General features: G+C 71.7%; 14 protein-coding genes. 10 read left to right on the plus strand and 4 right to left on the minus strand.

All coding sequences use genetic code 11. The annotated features are described in order from the left end of the window. Nucleotides 1-193: 193 nt before the first annotated feature. Nucleotides 194-1003 carry a DUF3109 family protein gene (locus Van01_RS03835; protein ID WP_203999950.1) on the minus strand — a complete coding sequence of 270 codons (810 nt, stop codon included), beginning with the start codon at nucleotides 1001-1003 and terminating at the stop codon, nucleotides 194-196. Nucleotides 1004-1075: 72 nt separating this feature from the next. On the opposite strand from Van01_RS03835, the gene Van01_RS03840 reads away from it, so the two are divergent. Together Van01_RS03840 and Van01_RS03845 are read left to right on the plus strand one after the other, a co-directional pair. Then, nucleotides 1076-2020 (plus strand): Ppx/GppA phosphatase family protein, encoded by a 945-nt coding sequence (locus Van01_RS03840; RefSeq protein ID WP_203999953.1) that lies wholly within the window; start codon nucleotides 1076-1078, stop codon nucleotides 2018-2020. Between the two features lie 75 nt (nucleotides 2021-2095). Then, complete coding sequence (locus Van01_RS03845) at nucleotides 2096-2902, plus strand: sugar phosphate isomerase/epimerase family protein (RefSeq protein WP_203999956.1); 807 nt, start codon at nucleotides 2096-2098, stop codon at nucleotides 2900-2902. A 30-nt stretch (nucleotides 2903-2932) separates the two neighbouring features. Here Van01_RS03845 and Van01_RS03850 read toward each other — a convergent pair whose 3' ends face one another. Genes Van01_RS03850 through Van01_RS03860 form a run of 3 tightly spaced genes read right to left on the minus strand, consistent with a single transcriptional unit; the run spans nucleotide 2933 to nucleotide 4986 of the window. Next, nucleotides 2933-3490, minus strand: a complete 558-nt coding sequence (locus tag Van01_RS03850) for a CGNR zinc finger domain-containing protein (RefSeq protein WP_099849377.1) — start codon at nucleotides 3488-3490, stop codon at nucleotides 2933-2935. A gap of 18 nt (nucleotides 3491-3508) precedes the next feature. Beyond that, a complete protein-coding gene (locus tag Van01_RS03855; protein ID WP_203999959.1) occupies nucleotides 3509-4675 on the minus strand; it encodes a glutathionylspermidine synthase family protein in 1167 nt (388 codons plus the stop codon). Nucleotides 4676-4677: 2 nt separating this feature from the next. Further along, nucleotides 4678-4986 carry a hypothetical protein gene (locus Van01_RS03860; protein ID WP_239098834.1) on the minus strand — a complete coding sequence of 103 codons (309 nt, stop codon included), beginning with the start codon at nucleotides 4984-4986 and terminating at the stop codon, nucleotides 4678-4680. Between the two features lie 68 nt (nucleotides 4987-5054). Here Van01_RS03860 and Van01_RS03865 point away from each other — a divergent pair, with 68 nt between their 5' ends. From Van01_RS03865 to Van01_RS03900, 8 genes are all read left to right on the plus strand, one after another. Beyond that, nucleotides 5055-5975: a proline dehydrogenase family protein gene (locus tag Van01_RS03865; protein WP_203999962.1), complete on the plus strand. Its 921-nt coding sequence runs from the start codon at nucleotides 5055-5057 to the stop codon at nucleotides 5973-5975. An 86-nt stretch (nucleotides 5976-6061) separates the two neighbouring features. Next, the gene (locus tag Van01_RS03870; protein WP_203999965.1) at nucleotides 6062-6862 is read left to right on the plus strand and encodes an alpha/beta fold hydrolase; all 801 of its coding nucleotides are present in this window, start codon (nucleotides 6062-6064) and stop codon (nucleotides 6860-6862) included. After that, nucleotides 6855-7442, plus strand: coding sequence for a TetR/AcrR family transcriptional regulator (locus tag Van01_RS03875; protein ID WP_203999968.1), 588 nt, complete (start codon nucleotides 6855-6857; stop codon nucleotides 7440-7442). The genes Van01_RS03870 and Van01_RS03875 overlap by 8 nt, the downstream gene beginning before the upstream one ends. 71 nt (nucleotides 7443-7513) lie before the next feature. Next, entirely contained in the window at nucleotides 7514-8923 is a 1410-nt protein-coding gene (locus Van01_RS03880; protein ID WP_239098835.1) for a gluzincin family metallopeptidase, read from the plus strand. 5 nt (nucleotides 8924-8928) lie between these two features. Beyond that, on the plus strand, nucleotides 8929-10266 hold the full coding sequence (locus Van01_RS03885) for a hypothetical protein (RefSeq protein ID WP_203999971.1): 1338 nt from the start codon (nucleotides 8929-8931) through the stop codon (nucleotides 10264-10266). A gap of 42 nt (nucleotides 10267-10308) precedes the next feature. After that, entirely contained in the window at nucleotides 10309-11697 is a 1389-nt protein-coding gene (locus Van01_RS03890) for an efflux RND transporter periplasmic adaptor subunit (RefSeq protein WP_203999974.1), read from the plus strand. Then, nucleotides 11694-12470 carry an ABC transporter ATP-binding protein gene (locus Van01_RS03895; RefSeq protein ID WP_308442354.1) on the plus strand — a complete coding sequence of 259 codons (777 nt, stop codon included), beginning with the start codon at nucleotides 11694-11696 and terminating at the stop codon, nucleotides 12468-12470. The genes Van01_RS03890 and Van01_RS03895 overlap by 4 nt, the downstream gene beginning before the upstream one ends. Further along, on the plus strand, nucleotides 12467-13651 hold the full coding sequence (locus Van01_RS03900) for an ABC transporter permease (protein ID WP_203999977.1): 1185 nt from the start codon (nucleotides 12467-12469) through the stop codon (nucleotides 13649-13651). The genes Van01_RS03895 and Van01_RS03900 overlap by 4 nt, the downstream gene beginning before the upstream one ends. The last annotated feature ends 39 nt before the right edge of the window (nucleotides 13652-13690 follow it).

Here is a 13690-nt window from a genome sequence, read left to right on the forward strand (position 1 = left end):
CGCACAACTCGCCCACCAGGAGATACGCAGCCGCTCTCGCGCCTGAAGGCCGTTTCGCCGACCACAGAGAGCTACCTGTGCGTATAGGTAAGCAGAGCAAAGGCACGCGAGGGGTGAGTTGGTCGGGCGGCGGATGGTCACCCGGTGTCAGGGCTTGCGCGGCGCTGCCGGGTTGACCGGGGAGGGCTGGGCGTCAGACGCCGTCGGCGGGGTGGGGGGCGACGAGGCCCTGCCGGGTCCGCGCCGCGCACAGCTCGGCCAGTTTGGCGTACGCGGCCTCGCCGATCAGCGCGGTCAGCTCCGGGGCGTACGACAGGTACATCGGGTCCGCCCCGACGTGCGCGTCGGTCGAGGAGGTGCACCACCAGTCGAGGTCGTGTCCACCGGCACCCCAGCCGCGTCTGTCGAACTCGGCGAGCGTGGACACCAGCACCTTCGTGTTGTCCGGCCGCTTCACCCACTCCTGGTCTCGGCGGACCGGCAGTTGCCAGCACACGTCCGGCTTGTACTCAAGCGGATGCGCCCCGTCGCGCAACGCCTGGGCGTGCAGCGCGCAGCCGCCGCCGCCCGGGAAGTCCGCGTCGTTGAGAAAGACACAGGGGCCGTCAGCGCCCTGGGTGGCGGTGCGCCGGGCCGGTGTCTTGCCGTCGACTGTGTCGTTCTCGGTCCAGTTCTTGAACCCGCGCCGGTAGTGCTGCCAGGTCTGCGGCGTCAGCCGCTTCACCGCGGCACGGACCCGCGACTCGTCGTCCGAGTCGGTGAAGAACGCGCCGTGCGAGCAGCAGCCGTCGGCCGACCGGCCGGCGATGATGCCGTGGCAGCCCCGGCCGAAGATGCAGGTCCAGCGGGACAGCAACCAGGTGAGGTCGGCCCGGATCTGGTGCCGTTCGTCCGCCGGGTCGACAAACTCGATCCACTCCCGGGGGAAGTCCAGCGGCACCTCCCGGCTGCGCGGGTCGGCCGGGTCGTCCACCAGCACACGGAGTTCGATAGACCCTGTCACCCGGCCAGCGTACGCGTGGTGCGACGGGCAGGTCGCCGAGTGGCGAGAACCGGGTGGGCCTAGGGTTCTCCCATGCGACTGGGTGTCCTCGACGTCGGTTCGAACACTGTGCACCTACTGGTGGTCGACGCCCACCGTGGCGCACACCCGTGGCCGGCCCACTCGGAGAAGGCGGTGCTGCGCCTCGCCGAGCAGATCGGCCCGGACGGTGCGCTCCGCGAGGTCGGCGCGGACGCCCTGGTCACGGCGGTGGACGCGGCGCGTGTGGCGGCCACCGAACTGGAGGTGGACGAGCTGATTGCGTTCGCCACCTCCGCGGTGCGCGACGCCACGAACGCGGCCGACGTGCTCGCCCGGGTGCGGGACTCCACAGGCGTACGGCTGGAGGTGCTCTCCGGCGCCGACGAGGCGCGGATGACGTTCCTGGCCGTCCGACGGTGGTTCGGATGGTCCGCCGGGCGGCTGTTGGTGCTGGACATCGGGGGCGGCTCGCTGGAGATCGCGGCGGGTATCGACGAGGATCCGGACATCGCGGTGTCGCTGCCGCTGGGAGCCGGCCGGCTGACCCGGGACCGGCTCGGCGTCGATCCGGAGAGCACCGCACCGCCCACCCCGGAGACGGTGGAGGAGCTGCGGCAGTACGTCGACGCCCACCTTGATCCGGTGGTGGAGCGGATGACCGAGGTGGGTTGGGAACGGCCGGTGGCGACCTCGAAGACCTTCCGTACGCTGGCCCGGCTCGCCGGCGCGGCACCCAGCGGGGCCGGGCTCTGGGCCCGACGCCGACTCACCCGTTCCGGGCTGCGGCAGGTGCTCGGCTTCATCCGGCACATCCCGCCCGCACAGCTTGTCGAGTTGGAGGGGGTAAGTGCGGGACGCGCCCATCAACTGCTGGCCGGTGCCGTGGTCGCCGAGTCGGTGATGCGTCGACTCGGGGTCGACTCCCTCGATGTCTGTCCGTGGGCCCTGCGGGAGGGCGTGATCCTCAGCCGGCTGGATCGACTGGCACCTGTGTGATCCCCGTCGTCCTCGCTGTCCGGTTTACCTGCTCTCGTCATGGTGTCGCGACGCACGGCGGCTACCCTCGGTGGTGTGACTTCCCGCGTGCCGGTGCTCCTGTCCAGTTCCTCGGTCTTCCCTGAGCGGACCGCGGCGGCGTTTCAGCTGGCCGCGACGCACGGCTACGACGGCCTTGAGGTGATGGTGTGGACCGATGCGGTCAGCCAGGACGGGGGCGCGCTGCGGGGCCTGTCCGACCATTACGGAGTGCCGGTACTCTCCGTGCACGCTCCCTGTCTGCTGGTGACGCAGCGGGTGTGGAGCCCTGATCCGTGGGAGCGGCTGCGCCGGGCGGCGGCGCTGGCCGAGACCCTGGAAGCGCCGACGGTCGTGGTGCACCCGCCGTTCACCTGGCAGCGGGAGTACGCGCGAGGCTTCGCCGAAGGGCTCGACCGGGTGGCCGGTGAGTTCGGGGGCCTGCGGTTCGCGGTGGAGAACATGTATCCGGTGCGGATGGCCGGCCGTCAGTTCGTTCCGTACGTCCCCGGCTGGGATCCCACCGAGGCCGGTTACGCCTCGTACACGCTCGACCTGTCGCACTGCGCGGCCTCGCACACCGACGCCCTGGCGATGGCCGACCGGATGGGCGAGGGCCTGGCGCACGTGCATCTCGGCGACGGCACCGGTGAGGGACGCGACGAGCACCTGGTGCCCGGCCGCGGCAACCAGCCCTGCGCCGAGTTGCTGCGCTCGCTGGCCGGGCGGGGTTTCACCGGCTCGGTAGCGGTCGAGGTGACCACCCGGGGCGCGACGAGCCGACAGGTTCGCGAGGCGGATCTACGCGAGGCGCTGGCCTTCGCCCGTCAGCACCTGAACACGCCGTCCCCGGTCGACGCCTGACCGTCGCCGCTCCACCCCGATCGGAGCGGGTCAGGAAACCGGTGTCAGCGGGTCCGGCTGGCTGGGCACGGCGGCCCGCTTGCGGGCCCGATGGGCGGCCACGTGCGAGCGGGTGGCGCAGCGCTCCGAGCAGAACCGCCGGCAGCAGTTGGACGAGGTGTCCAGGTACACGTTGCCGCAGCGGTCGTCGGCGCAGACACCGAACCGGGCGCTGCCGTACTCGCACAGCCAGACCGACAGGCCCCACACCGCGCCGGCGAGGTACTCCGAGCTGACCGAGGCGCCCCGGCTCGTCACGTGCATGTGCCAGTCGCTGGAGTCGTGCCCCGAGATGCGCGGCTGCACCGGGAACGTCTCCAGCAGCGAGTTCAGCTCGCTCACGGCCTGGGCGTCCCGCCCCGAGGTGCCGTACGCGAAGACGTCACGCAGCCGCTTCTGGGCGCGCCGGAAGGTTGGCAGATCCCGCTCCGCGACCTCCTCGCGCATCCACTCCTGGTCGTCGCAGAAGAGGGCGCGCAGATCGTCGAGGTCGTCCAGTCGCGCGTTGACGAGGTCAACCCCGGTCCGGGCGTACGCGTCGAAGTCCACGCCCCAACCGTAGACGACTCATCCCGGGCGTGGCGCGTCGATGTAGTGCGGCAGGAACCGGGCGTAGCCGTCGGTGATCAGACTGGCGCTCTCCCGCAGCCCGGCACCCGCCGACTCGCCGTCGACGATCCAGCTGCCGAGCACCATGCGGTTACCGGCGAACTCGGGCAACGCCCGGAACTCCTGGTAGCAGAAGCCCTCGTCACCGTAGTCGCCCGGATTGCTGACCTCCCCGCCCGGGGTGACGATCCGCACCGCGGCACCCTCCCGACCGAGCAGCGGCTTGGCGACATACTCGGACATCCCGCGCGGTGTGTCCAGGTACGCCGGTAGCAGCAGCTCGTGCCCCGGGTACAGCTCCCACAGGACGGCCAGCAGCGCCTTGTTGGACAGCAGCAGCTTCCAGGCCGGCTCGATCCAGGTGGTCGGGGTGCCCGGGCGCACCGCCAACGGACCGTACGGCTCGGCGAGCATCCACTCCCACGGGTAGAGCTTGAAGCAGGTGGTGACCGGGCGGTCGGCGGCGTCGACGAAGCGCCGGCCGTCCCAGCCGAGCTCCTGGATCGGCAGCAGGTCGACATCCAGCCCCGCCTGGCGGGCGGTTTCGGCCAGGTAGCCGGCGGTCATGTGGTCCTCGCCGGTCTCCTCCTCGTTCGACCAGACCACGTGCACCCGCCGGTGGTGCAGCCCGGCGCCGATCTTCGCCCAGGCGCCGACGAGTCGCTCGTGCAGGCTGTTCCACTGGTCCAGCTCCGGCCGGGTGTGCTCCAACCAGTACCACTGGATGATGCTCGCCTCGACGAGTGCGGTAGGTGTGTCGGCGTTGTACTCCAGCATCTTCGGTGGCCAGCTGCCGTCGTACCAGAGATCGAAGCGGCCGTAGAGGGTTGGTGGCGCCTCCCGCAACGAACGGGCGACCGCCTCGGCGGCCCAGTCCGGGATGCCGAACTCGGCGTACCTGTTGCGCTTCACCACGTGCTCGGCCGCGGCCAGCGACATCCGGTGCAGTTCCTCGGTCGCCTCCTCCAGGCGCAGCACCTCGTCCAGCTCGAAGGCGTACGTCGCGGTCTCGTCCCAGTACGACATCACCCCACCGTCGGGCAGGTCCGTGTCGACGTAGACCAGGCCCTGTTCGCGGATGGTGGCGTCCCAGTCGGGGCGCGGTGTGGTCGACTCGCGGCGCACGATCAGCCGCCGCAGGAGGCGAGGTGGGTGCCGAAGCCGCCGCGTTCGGGCACGGCCGCGCCGGCCGGGTCAGGCGCGACCCGGCCGCCGCTGCTCTCGGCCGCGGGTGCCGGCACCCGCATGGCCATGGCCACCGTCTCACCGCCACCGGTGGGGCCGAGGGCGCAGTCGTCATCGTCGTCGTCGGAGGTCATGTTGCAGCCGGAGAGGGCGAGCGCCAGCGCGGTGAGCGCGCCTAGCTGCACGGAGGCCGACCGGAGTCGGCGGCGGGGGCGTTGTTCCACGACATGGTTGTAACCGATGAACGCCATCCCGTCCGCCCCGGGCCCGGGACGACGGGGAACGTACCTGGCGGTCGGGTGGGCGTTACGCTCGGCTCATGCTCCGTTCCGTCATCCTCGCCGCCTCCCGGTCAACCCGGGTCGAGCGGCTCGTCGCGACGGCCCCGTTCTCCCGGGACGTCGTCCGCCGGTTCGTCGCCGGCGCCAAGACCGACGACGCGTTGCGCGCGACCCGCGAACTCGTCGACGACGGTCTCGCGGTCACCCTCGACAATCTCGGTGAGGACACCGTCACCGGTGAACAGGCCAACGCCACCCGGGACGAGTACCTCACCCTGCTGCGGATGCTCGCCGACGCGAAGCTGACCCCCGCCGCCGAGGTGAGTGTGAAGCTCTCCGCGCTCGGCCAGGCGTTCGACGAACAACTCGCCTACGACAACGCCAGGGCGATCTGCGCCGCCGCCGAGGCGGCGGGCACCACAGTCACCCTGGACATGGAGGACCACACCACCACCGACTCGACCCTGGACATCCTGGCCAAGCTCCGCAAGGACCACCCGTCGACAGGCGCGGTGCTCCAGGCGTACCTGCGGCGTACCGAGTCCGACTGCCGCGAGCTGGCGTCGGCCGGGTCCCGGGTTCGGCTGTGCAAGGGCGCGTACCGGGAGCCGGAGTCGGTGGCCTACCAGTCGCCCCGCGAGGTCGACAAGTCGTACGTCCGGTGCCTCAACATCCTGATGTCCGGCGACGGCTATCCGATGCTCGCCACCCACGACCCGCGCCTGATCGCGATCGGCGAGGACCGGGCGCGCTGGTTCGACCGTGACCCCGACCGCTTCGAGTTCCAGATGCTCTACGGCATCCGGCCGGAGGAGCAGGCCCGACTGGTCGGCGAGGGCTACACGGTGCGCACCTACGTGCCCTACGGCGACGACTGGTACGGCTATCTGATGCGCCGTCTCGCCGAGCGTCCCGCCAACCTGGCCTTCTTCGCCCGCGCGCTCGCCTCCAGGAAGTAGCTCAGTCCGTACCCGTACCGCCGACCCGGTCGGCGGTACGCGGCATCCCCTTGACCGAGCTGGCTAATGTCATTAGCCTATTGGCTATGACAACTAGCTTCGTGGAGCGCGCCGGTGGCCGGATCGCGTACGAGGTGCACGGGCAGGGGCCGCTCGTGGTGCTCTCGCACGGCATGGGGGAGAACCGCCACTCGTACCGGCACCTGATTCCGCTCCTGGTGACGGCGGGCTACCGGGTGGCTTCGATCGACGTACGCGGGCACGGCGATTCCAGCACCGGCTGGCCGTCGTACGCCCCGGTGGAGGTGGGTGCCGACCTGCTCGCGGTGGTTCGCGACCTCGGCGGCGGTCCGGCGGTCCTGGTGGGTAACTCGTCAAGTGGCGCGGCAGTGGTCTTCGCCGCCACCGACGCGCCGGACCTGGTCAACGGCATCGTGCTGGTCGGCGCGTTCGTAGGTCAGCCGAAGCTCAACCCCTTCATGCGGCTGGCCCAGCACCTGGTGCTGCGCAGTCCACGGCTGTTCGGCCTGTTCCACCGCACGCTCTTCCCCGTGCACCGGCCGGCCGACGACGCGGAGTTCCGCAGGCAACTGGTGGCGGCGCTGCGCCGCCCGGGCCGGATGGCGCCCCTGCGCGGCGTGATCCACCAGGTGCAGCCGCACTGGAGCGCCCGCGCCCCGCAGGTGCGCCAGCCGGTGCTGGTGCTGATGGGCACGAAGGACCCCGACTTCCCCGACCCGGGCGCTGAGGCCCGGGCTGCCCGGCGGCTCTTTCCGGTCGCCGAGGCGAGGATGATCACCGAGGCCGGTCACTACCCGCACGCCGACCGTCCCGAGGCGACGGCGAGCGAGCTGGTCAACTTCCTGGCGGCGGCCAAGAGTGCCTAGAGCCGGGCTCAACGCGCAGATCGTGGTACGCGAGGCGGCCCGGCTCGTCGACGAGGTCGGGTATGACCGGCTCACCCTCGCCGCACTGGCGAACCGGCTCGGCGTGGCCCTGCCCAGCCTCTACAAGCACGTCAAGGGTGCCGACGCGCTCGCGCAGCAGTTGTCCGCCCTGGCCACCGCCGAGATCGCCGACGAGATGACCACGGCCGCCGCCGGCCGCAGCGGCGAGGAGGCGCTCCGGGCCGTCGCCAACGCCTACCGCTCGTACGCCCGTCGGCATCCCGGCCGCTACCCGGCCACCCAGCGGGTGCCGGATCCGGCGGACCCGGCCCACCTCGCCGCCGGGGAACGCGCGGTAGGCGTCGTCTACGCCATCCTGCGGGGGTACGGCATCGACGGCGACGCCGCGGTGGACGGCGTCCGGATGTTCCGGGCGGCGGTGCACGGCTTCGTCTCGCTGGAGGCGACAGGTGACTTCGGGCTGCCCCGCGAGGTCGACAGTTCCTTCGACCGCATGATCGCGGCGCTGGGCGTGGCGTTCTCGTCCTGGCCCGCATCGAGGAAGCCCGGCCCGGCCTGAACGTACGGACCGGGACAGCGGCCGGTTGATCACCCTTTCGTCGGCACCACCGCAGGCCGTACCCTTCGCCGATGAATCACGGGGGCCCTGCGGGCGACGACCAGCCGGCGCCGACCGGTGCGGCACCGAACGAGCCGACGGCGGAGACGGCACGTTCTCCGGAGGTGGAGACGCCAGCCGCCGGTACGGTTCCTCAGCGCCGGCGTCGTAGGTGGCCACTGTGGGCCGCGGTGGTCGCGGTGGTGCTGACGCTGAGCGCCGGCGTTCCGGTGGCGCTGCTCACCGGCCGAGTGTCCGATGTCGAGGTCGGCGAGCCGGCGACCGCCGCCTCGCCGACGGAGAACCCGACCACCGTCGCCGCCCGGCAGGTCGCCGAGCGGATCACCGCGCAGCTCGACAAGCAGGCCGCCGCGCTGCTCGGCGGCGACCGGTCAGGATTCGCCGCGATCGCGTCCCCGACCGTACGTCCTGATCTGCGTCGCCGGTTCGACGCGCTCAAGGCCCTGCGGGTCACGCACTGGCAGGGGCGCCCGAGTGGCCTGCCCACCTCGGCCGGGCGGGCGGGGGAATGGCGGGTGCCTATCGAGTTCCAGTACTGCTTCGTCGTACCGGCCTGCCAACCGAGCCCGATGGTGGTCGAGACCCGGTGGCGCGACGGCGCGGAACCCCGACTGCTCACCTTGCCGAAGTCGAAGTCGTCGGCGTATGTGAACGGCCGCTTCAACGGCCAGCCCGGCGTCCTGCCCTGGGAGGTCAGCAAGCTGGCGGTCCTGGTCGGCAAGCGGGTCATGGTGGCCAGCACCCCGGCGCACCGCAACCGGTTGCCGGGGCTGTTGAAGCGGGCCGAGGCGGCGGCGAAGGTGGCTGACACCTACGCCGTGACAGGTACGCCACCCGACCTGTACCGCGTTTTCTACGCCGGACCGAAAGAGTGGGACCGGTGGTACGGCGGTGACCAACCGGAATGGGGTGCCGGGTACGCGGTGAACGTCGGTGGCGGTCACCACGAGGTGGTGCTGGCACCCGAGACGCTGGGCTACGGTCCCGTGCTTGACGAGTTGCTCCGCCACGAACTGGCCCACGCCGCCTCGTTGCCCGACAAGAACTACTGGGACGACTCGGCCTGGTGGCTTATCGAAGGGCTTGCCGAGTACGCGGGGGCCGACGGTCAGCCGGTCGCCCGGTACGAGGGACTGGTGCCCACCCGACGGCTGGTGAAGGGCGACTGGGACGGCAAGCTGGACAAGCTGCTGCCCGCCGGCGACGCACCGGACGAGCAGGTGGCAGGCCACTACGGGATCGCGTACCTCGCCTTCCGGCATCTGGTCGACCGCTTCGGTGAGGAGCGGGCGTTCGCCTTCTTCAAAGCGGTGGTGTACGACCTGCGGCTACCGGCGCAGACCACCGAGGAGATCTTCGGGGAGTCCTGGGCGAGCCTGCGCAAGGAGTGCGTCGCGTACATCCGCAAGGCCGTGCGGTGACCGGCATGACAGGTTCAGATGTGCCTGCTGAGCCGCCGGTTCCGGCACCCGGGCGACCTCGGCGGCGTTGGGGACTGTGGGCCGCGCTGCTTGTGGTCGTGCTGCTTGTGGCGTGCAGCCTGCCGGCGGTGACGGTACTGGTGATCGGGTCCGGTCGCGAGGGCGCCGACGGAGCGTCGAGCGAGTCGGCCAACCCGACCGAGAACCCGACCACTGCGGCAGCCCGGCAGCTCGCCGAGCGGATCGGCGCGCAGCTGAACCGTCAGGCGGCCGCCCTGCTCGACGGGGACCGGGCCGGGTTTTTGGCGATCGCCGAAACCGCAGCCGCGCGCACCGAGCTGCGCCGCCGGTACGACTCGCTCAGAGCGCTGCGGGTGGCCCGTTGGGTGGCCAGCCCGAGCGGCCTGCCCACAAGCGCGGGCGAGGCGGGCGAGTGGCGAATGCGCGTCTCGATCAACTACTGCTTCGTGACCGCCTCGTGTCAGCTGAGCCCGATGGTCGTCGACACCAGGTGGAGCGACGGTCCGGAGCCGCGGCTGCTGGAGATCGAGAGGTCGAAGCCCTTCCCGGACGTGCTCGGCCAGGCCAGCGGTCAGCCCGGCAACGTGCCCTGGGAGATCAGCGAGTTGACAGTGGTGGTGGGCAAACGAACACTCGTGGCGACCGTACGGGAGCATCGCGAGCTGCTGCCGATCCTGCTGCTGCAGGCCGAGGCGGCAGCCAGGGTGGCCGATCGGTACGCGGTGGACGACACGCCGCCGGACAGGTACCGGGTCTTCTATGCCGGCAAGAAGGAATGGCAGAGCTGGTACGGCGGCGAACAGCCCGAATGGGGGATCGGTACGGCGATAAGCATCGGCGGCGGTCACCACGAGGTGGTACTCGGGCCGGACAGCCTGTACTACGGCCCCTACCTCGACCAGGTGCTCCGGCACGAGTTCACCCACGCGGCGACGATGCACGACGGCTACTGGGAGGATTCGGCCTGGTGGCTGGTTGACGGGTTGGCCGAGTACGCGGCGGCGAACGGGCAACCTATCGCCCAGTACCCGGCGCTCGCCGAAACCCGGCGGCTGGTGCGTGGCGACTGGGACGGCAGGTTCGACGACCTCTACCCCACCGAGGAGTTCTCGGACGAGGAGGTGAACGGAACCTACGGCATCGCGTATCTCGCGGTGGGGTACTTCATGGAGCGGTTCGGTACTGAGCGGCTGCTCCCCTTCTTCAAAGCCGTGGTGCACCAAGGCCGTCGACCAGCGCAGACCTCCGAGGAACTCCTGGGCGTGCCCTGGTCCGAGCTGCACGAGGAGTGCGTCGCGCACATCCGCGCGGCCGTGGGTTGACCTGGTGCCCTGGTCGGGGCGACATCGACAAGGGCTCGTAGCATGTGTCCCGTGCGCCGCTCCGACTCGCCGCGGCTGCCAGCCACGCGGCTCCGCCTGCTCACCGTCCTGCTCGCCGTCACCGTACTGACCCTCACCACCGCCGCCTCCTGCGGTGGCGACGAACCGTCGATCACGCTCGCCGCAGCGGCCCGAGCCGCCGTGGCCGAGGAGATCGATGCCCCCGCCACAGTCGTCGCCCGGGCGGCGGCGACCCTCACCGCACCGGCCGACGGCACGCTGGCCCGCCTCCGGGTGGAGCCGGGTCAGCGGGTCAAGCGCGGCCAGGTGCTCGCGGTGATCAGCTCGCCGTCGGCCCGGGAACGGCTCCGCCAGGCGCGTACCGCGCTGAACGCCGCGAAGCGCGCCGGTGGTGGCGGTGGCGGCGGCGACCTCGCCGGTTCGCTGCGCGGCACCGACCGCGCGGCCGAGCAGACGCACGCCGCCGCCCGCGCCGCAGCCGCGAAGATCAGTGACCCGGAGTTGCGGAAGGCGCTGCTCACCCAGGTCGAGGCGGCACAGCGACGGTACGACTCGGCGGCCCGGGCCGCCGACCGGGCGGTACGGGAGGTGCAACGCGGTGTCCGGAACCTGAACTCCGCCGTCAGCGCGCTCGCCACCGCCCAGCGACTTCAGGCCCAGCAGGCGTACGACCTGGCCAAGGCGAATGTCGACGCGTTGACTCTGCGTGCCCCGATCGCCGGGGTGGTGCAACCGGGTGGCGTCAGCACCGGCGCTGGTTCGGCGGGGGCGCTCGCCGGGCTGCTCGAATCGGGCGGTATGCCGTCGGGGATCGGTGCGGAGAGCCTCGGCGCGCCCGCTGGCCCGCCGCCGGGCGTGGACAGTGCGGTCCCGGTGGGTGGCCGGGTCACCGCTGGCACACCGGTGCTGACCGTGGTGGACAACCGCGAGCTGGGTCTGCTCGCCGAGGTCGACGAGACGGACGTGCTGCTGGTCCGGCCCGGGCTGACCGGCACCGTCGAACTGGACGCCGTCACCGGTGCCAGCTACGTGGCCACGGTCCGTTCGATCGACGTGCTGCCCAGCACGTCGGCCCGGGGTGGGGTGAGTTACCGGGTACGACTCTCCCTCGGCGCCGGCAGCTTCGGTGAGGCCGAGCCCGCGCCCACCCCGCGCCCCGGGATGAACGCGGTGCTGCGACTGCGGGTCCGGGAGGAGGCGGACGCGGTGACCGTGCCGGCGTCGGCGCTCATCTCGGTCGACGGGCGGGACACCGTGTGGCTGGTCCGTGACGGTCGGGCCGACCGGGCGGTGGTCACCGTCGGCGTGCAGGGCCAGGACCTGGTGCAGATCGTCGACGGGGTACAGGCCGGCGACCGGATCGTCATCCGGGGCACCGACCAGGTCCGCGAGGGCCAGGAGATCGGGTGAGCCGGGGTCCGGCCATCGAGGCGTTCGACGTGTCCCGGACGTACGAGTTGGACGGCGTCTCCGTGCCCGCCCTGCGGGGCGTGTCGCTGACCGTCGGAGCAGGGGACTACGTGGCGCTGATCGGGCCCTCCGGGTCCGGCAAATCCACGCTGATGCACCTGCTCGGCGGCCTGGACCGGCCCAGTGGTGGCCGTCTGGTGATCGGTGGCCGGGAGGTGGGCACCCTCTCCGCCCCGGAGCTGGCCCGGCTGCGCAACGAGACCATCGGCTTCGTGTTCCAGGCGTTTCACCTGCTGCCGCGTACCTCGGCGGTGGACAACGTGGCGTTGCCGCTTGTGTACCGGGGCGTCGGCGCCCGCCAGCGGCGGGAGCGCGCCGCCGCGATGCTCGGCCGGGTCGGCCTGGGGCATCGGCTGCACCACCGGCCCAACCAGCTCTCCGGCGGCGAGCAGCAGCGGGTGGCGATCGCCCGGGCCCTGGTCACCGACCCGACAGTGCTGCTGGCCGACGAGCCGACCGGCAACCTGGACAGCACCACCGGTGCGGCCGTGCTGGAACTGCTGGAACGACTGAACGTCGAGTCCGGGGTGGCGCTGGTGATGGTCACCCACGACGCGGAGGTGGCGGCCCGGGCCCGCCGACGCATCGCGATGCGGGACGGCGTGGTCGTCGCCGACACTGCGGCCAGCCCCGCTGGCGGTACGGCGGTGTCGGGGCGCGGCGGCGACGCCGCGGACGGGACACGCCCGGCGGACGGCGGGGCCGACGCGTGAGGGTGGCCGAGGCGTGGCGGGTGGCGTGGGACGCCCTGCGCGCGAACCGGATGCGCAGCGCGCTGACCATGCTCGGGGTGGTCATCGGGGTGGCCTCGGTGGTGTTGCTGGTGGCCATCGGTACCGGCACCAAGCAGCGGGTGGAACAGCAGGTGGAGGGTCTGGGCTCCAACCTGCTGCTGGTCGTGCCGGGGCGACTTGACGTGGGCAGTGCGCCGGCGCTCTCCCCGCTCACCCTCCAGGACGTGGACGCCGTAGGCCGGGTGGTGGGTGATCCGAACCGGGTGGCCGTGACTGTCGCCTCGGGTGCGACCGTGCGGGCCGGCAACCGGGAGGACTTCACCACCGTCCAGGGGGTGCTGGAGACGACCCCGACGGTCTTCGCCCGGGAGTTGGGGCGGGGCCGGTACCTGACCGGTTCCGACGTGGACACCGGCCGGCGCGTCGCGGTGCTCGGTGACTCGGTAGCCCGTTCCCTGTTTCCTGACCGCGAAGCGGTCGGCCAGCAGATCAACGTGGCAGGCGTCCGCTTCCGGGTGATCGGCGTCTTCGTGCCGCTCGGGCAGAGCCTCGGCGTGGACCGGGACGACGAGGTGCACATACCGGTGACGGCGGCGCAGCGGCTCTACGGCACCCAGCGGGTCGACGCCATCGCGGTGAAGGCCCCGGACCGGGAACGGATCGACGAGCTGGGTGACCGGATCGTGGCCGAACTCAACGGCCGGCATCCGGGCACCGAGTTCAGCGCCGTCACCCAGGAGCAGATCCTCGGTGTGCTCGGCGACATCCTCGGCATCCTGACCGGCGTCCTGGCCGCCATCGCCGGCATCTCGCTGCTGGTCGGTGGGGTCGGCGTCTCCAACATCATGCTGGTCTCGGTCCGGGAGCGGACCCGGGAGATCGGGCTGCGCAAGGCGGTGGGTGCCCGTCCCCGGGACATCGGCGTGCAGTTTCTGCTGGAGGCGGTGCTGCTGACCTCCGTCGGTGGGCTGACCGGGATGGCCCTCGGCGTGGGTGGCGCACTGCTGGTGGCTGCCTTGTCGCCCATCCCGGCGGCGGTGACCTGGTGGTCGCTGGCACTGGCGTTCGGCGTCTCGGCGGCCGTCGGCATCATCTTCGGGGTGGTACCCGCCCAACGGGCCGGTCGACTCGATCCGGTGGTGGCCCTGCGCGCCGAGTGATCTCCCCGATACCCGCGGCCGAGGTTGATCGTTGCCGAA

Source organism: Micromonospora andamanensis (assembly GCF_016863495.1).
GTDB classification, from domain to species: domain Bacteria; phylum Actinomycetota; class Actinomycetes; order Mycobacteriales; family Micromonosporaceae; genus Micromonospora; species Micromonospora andamanensis.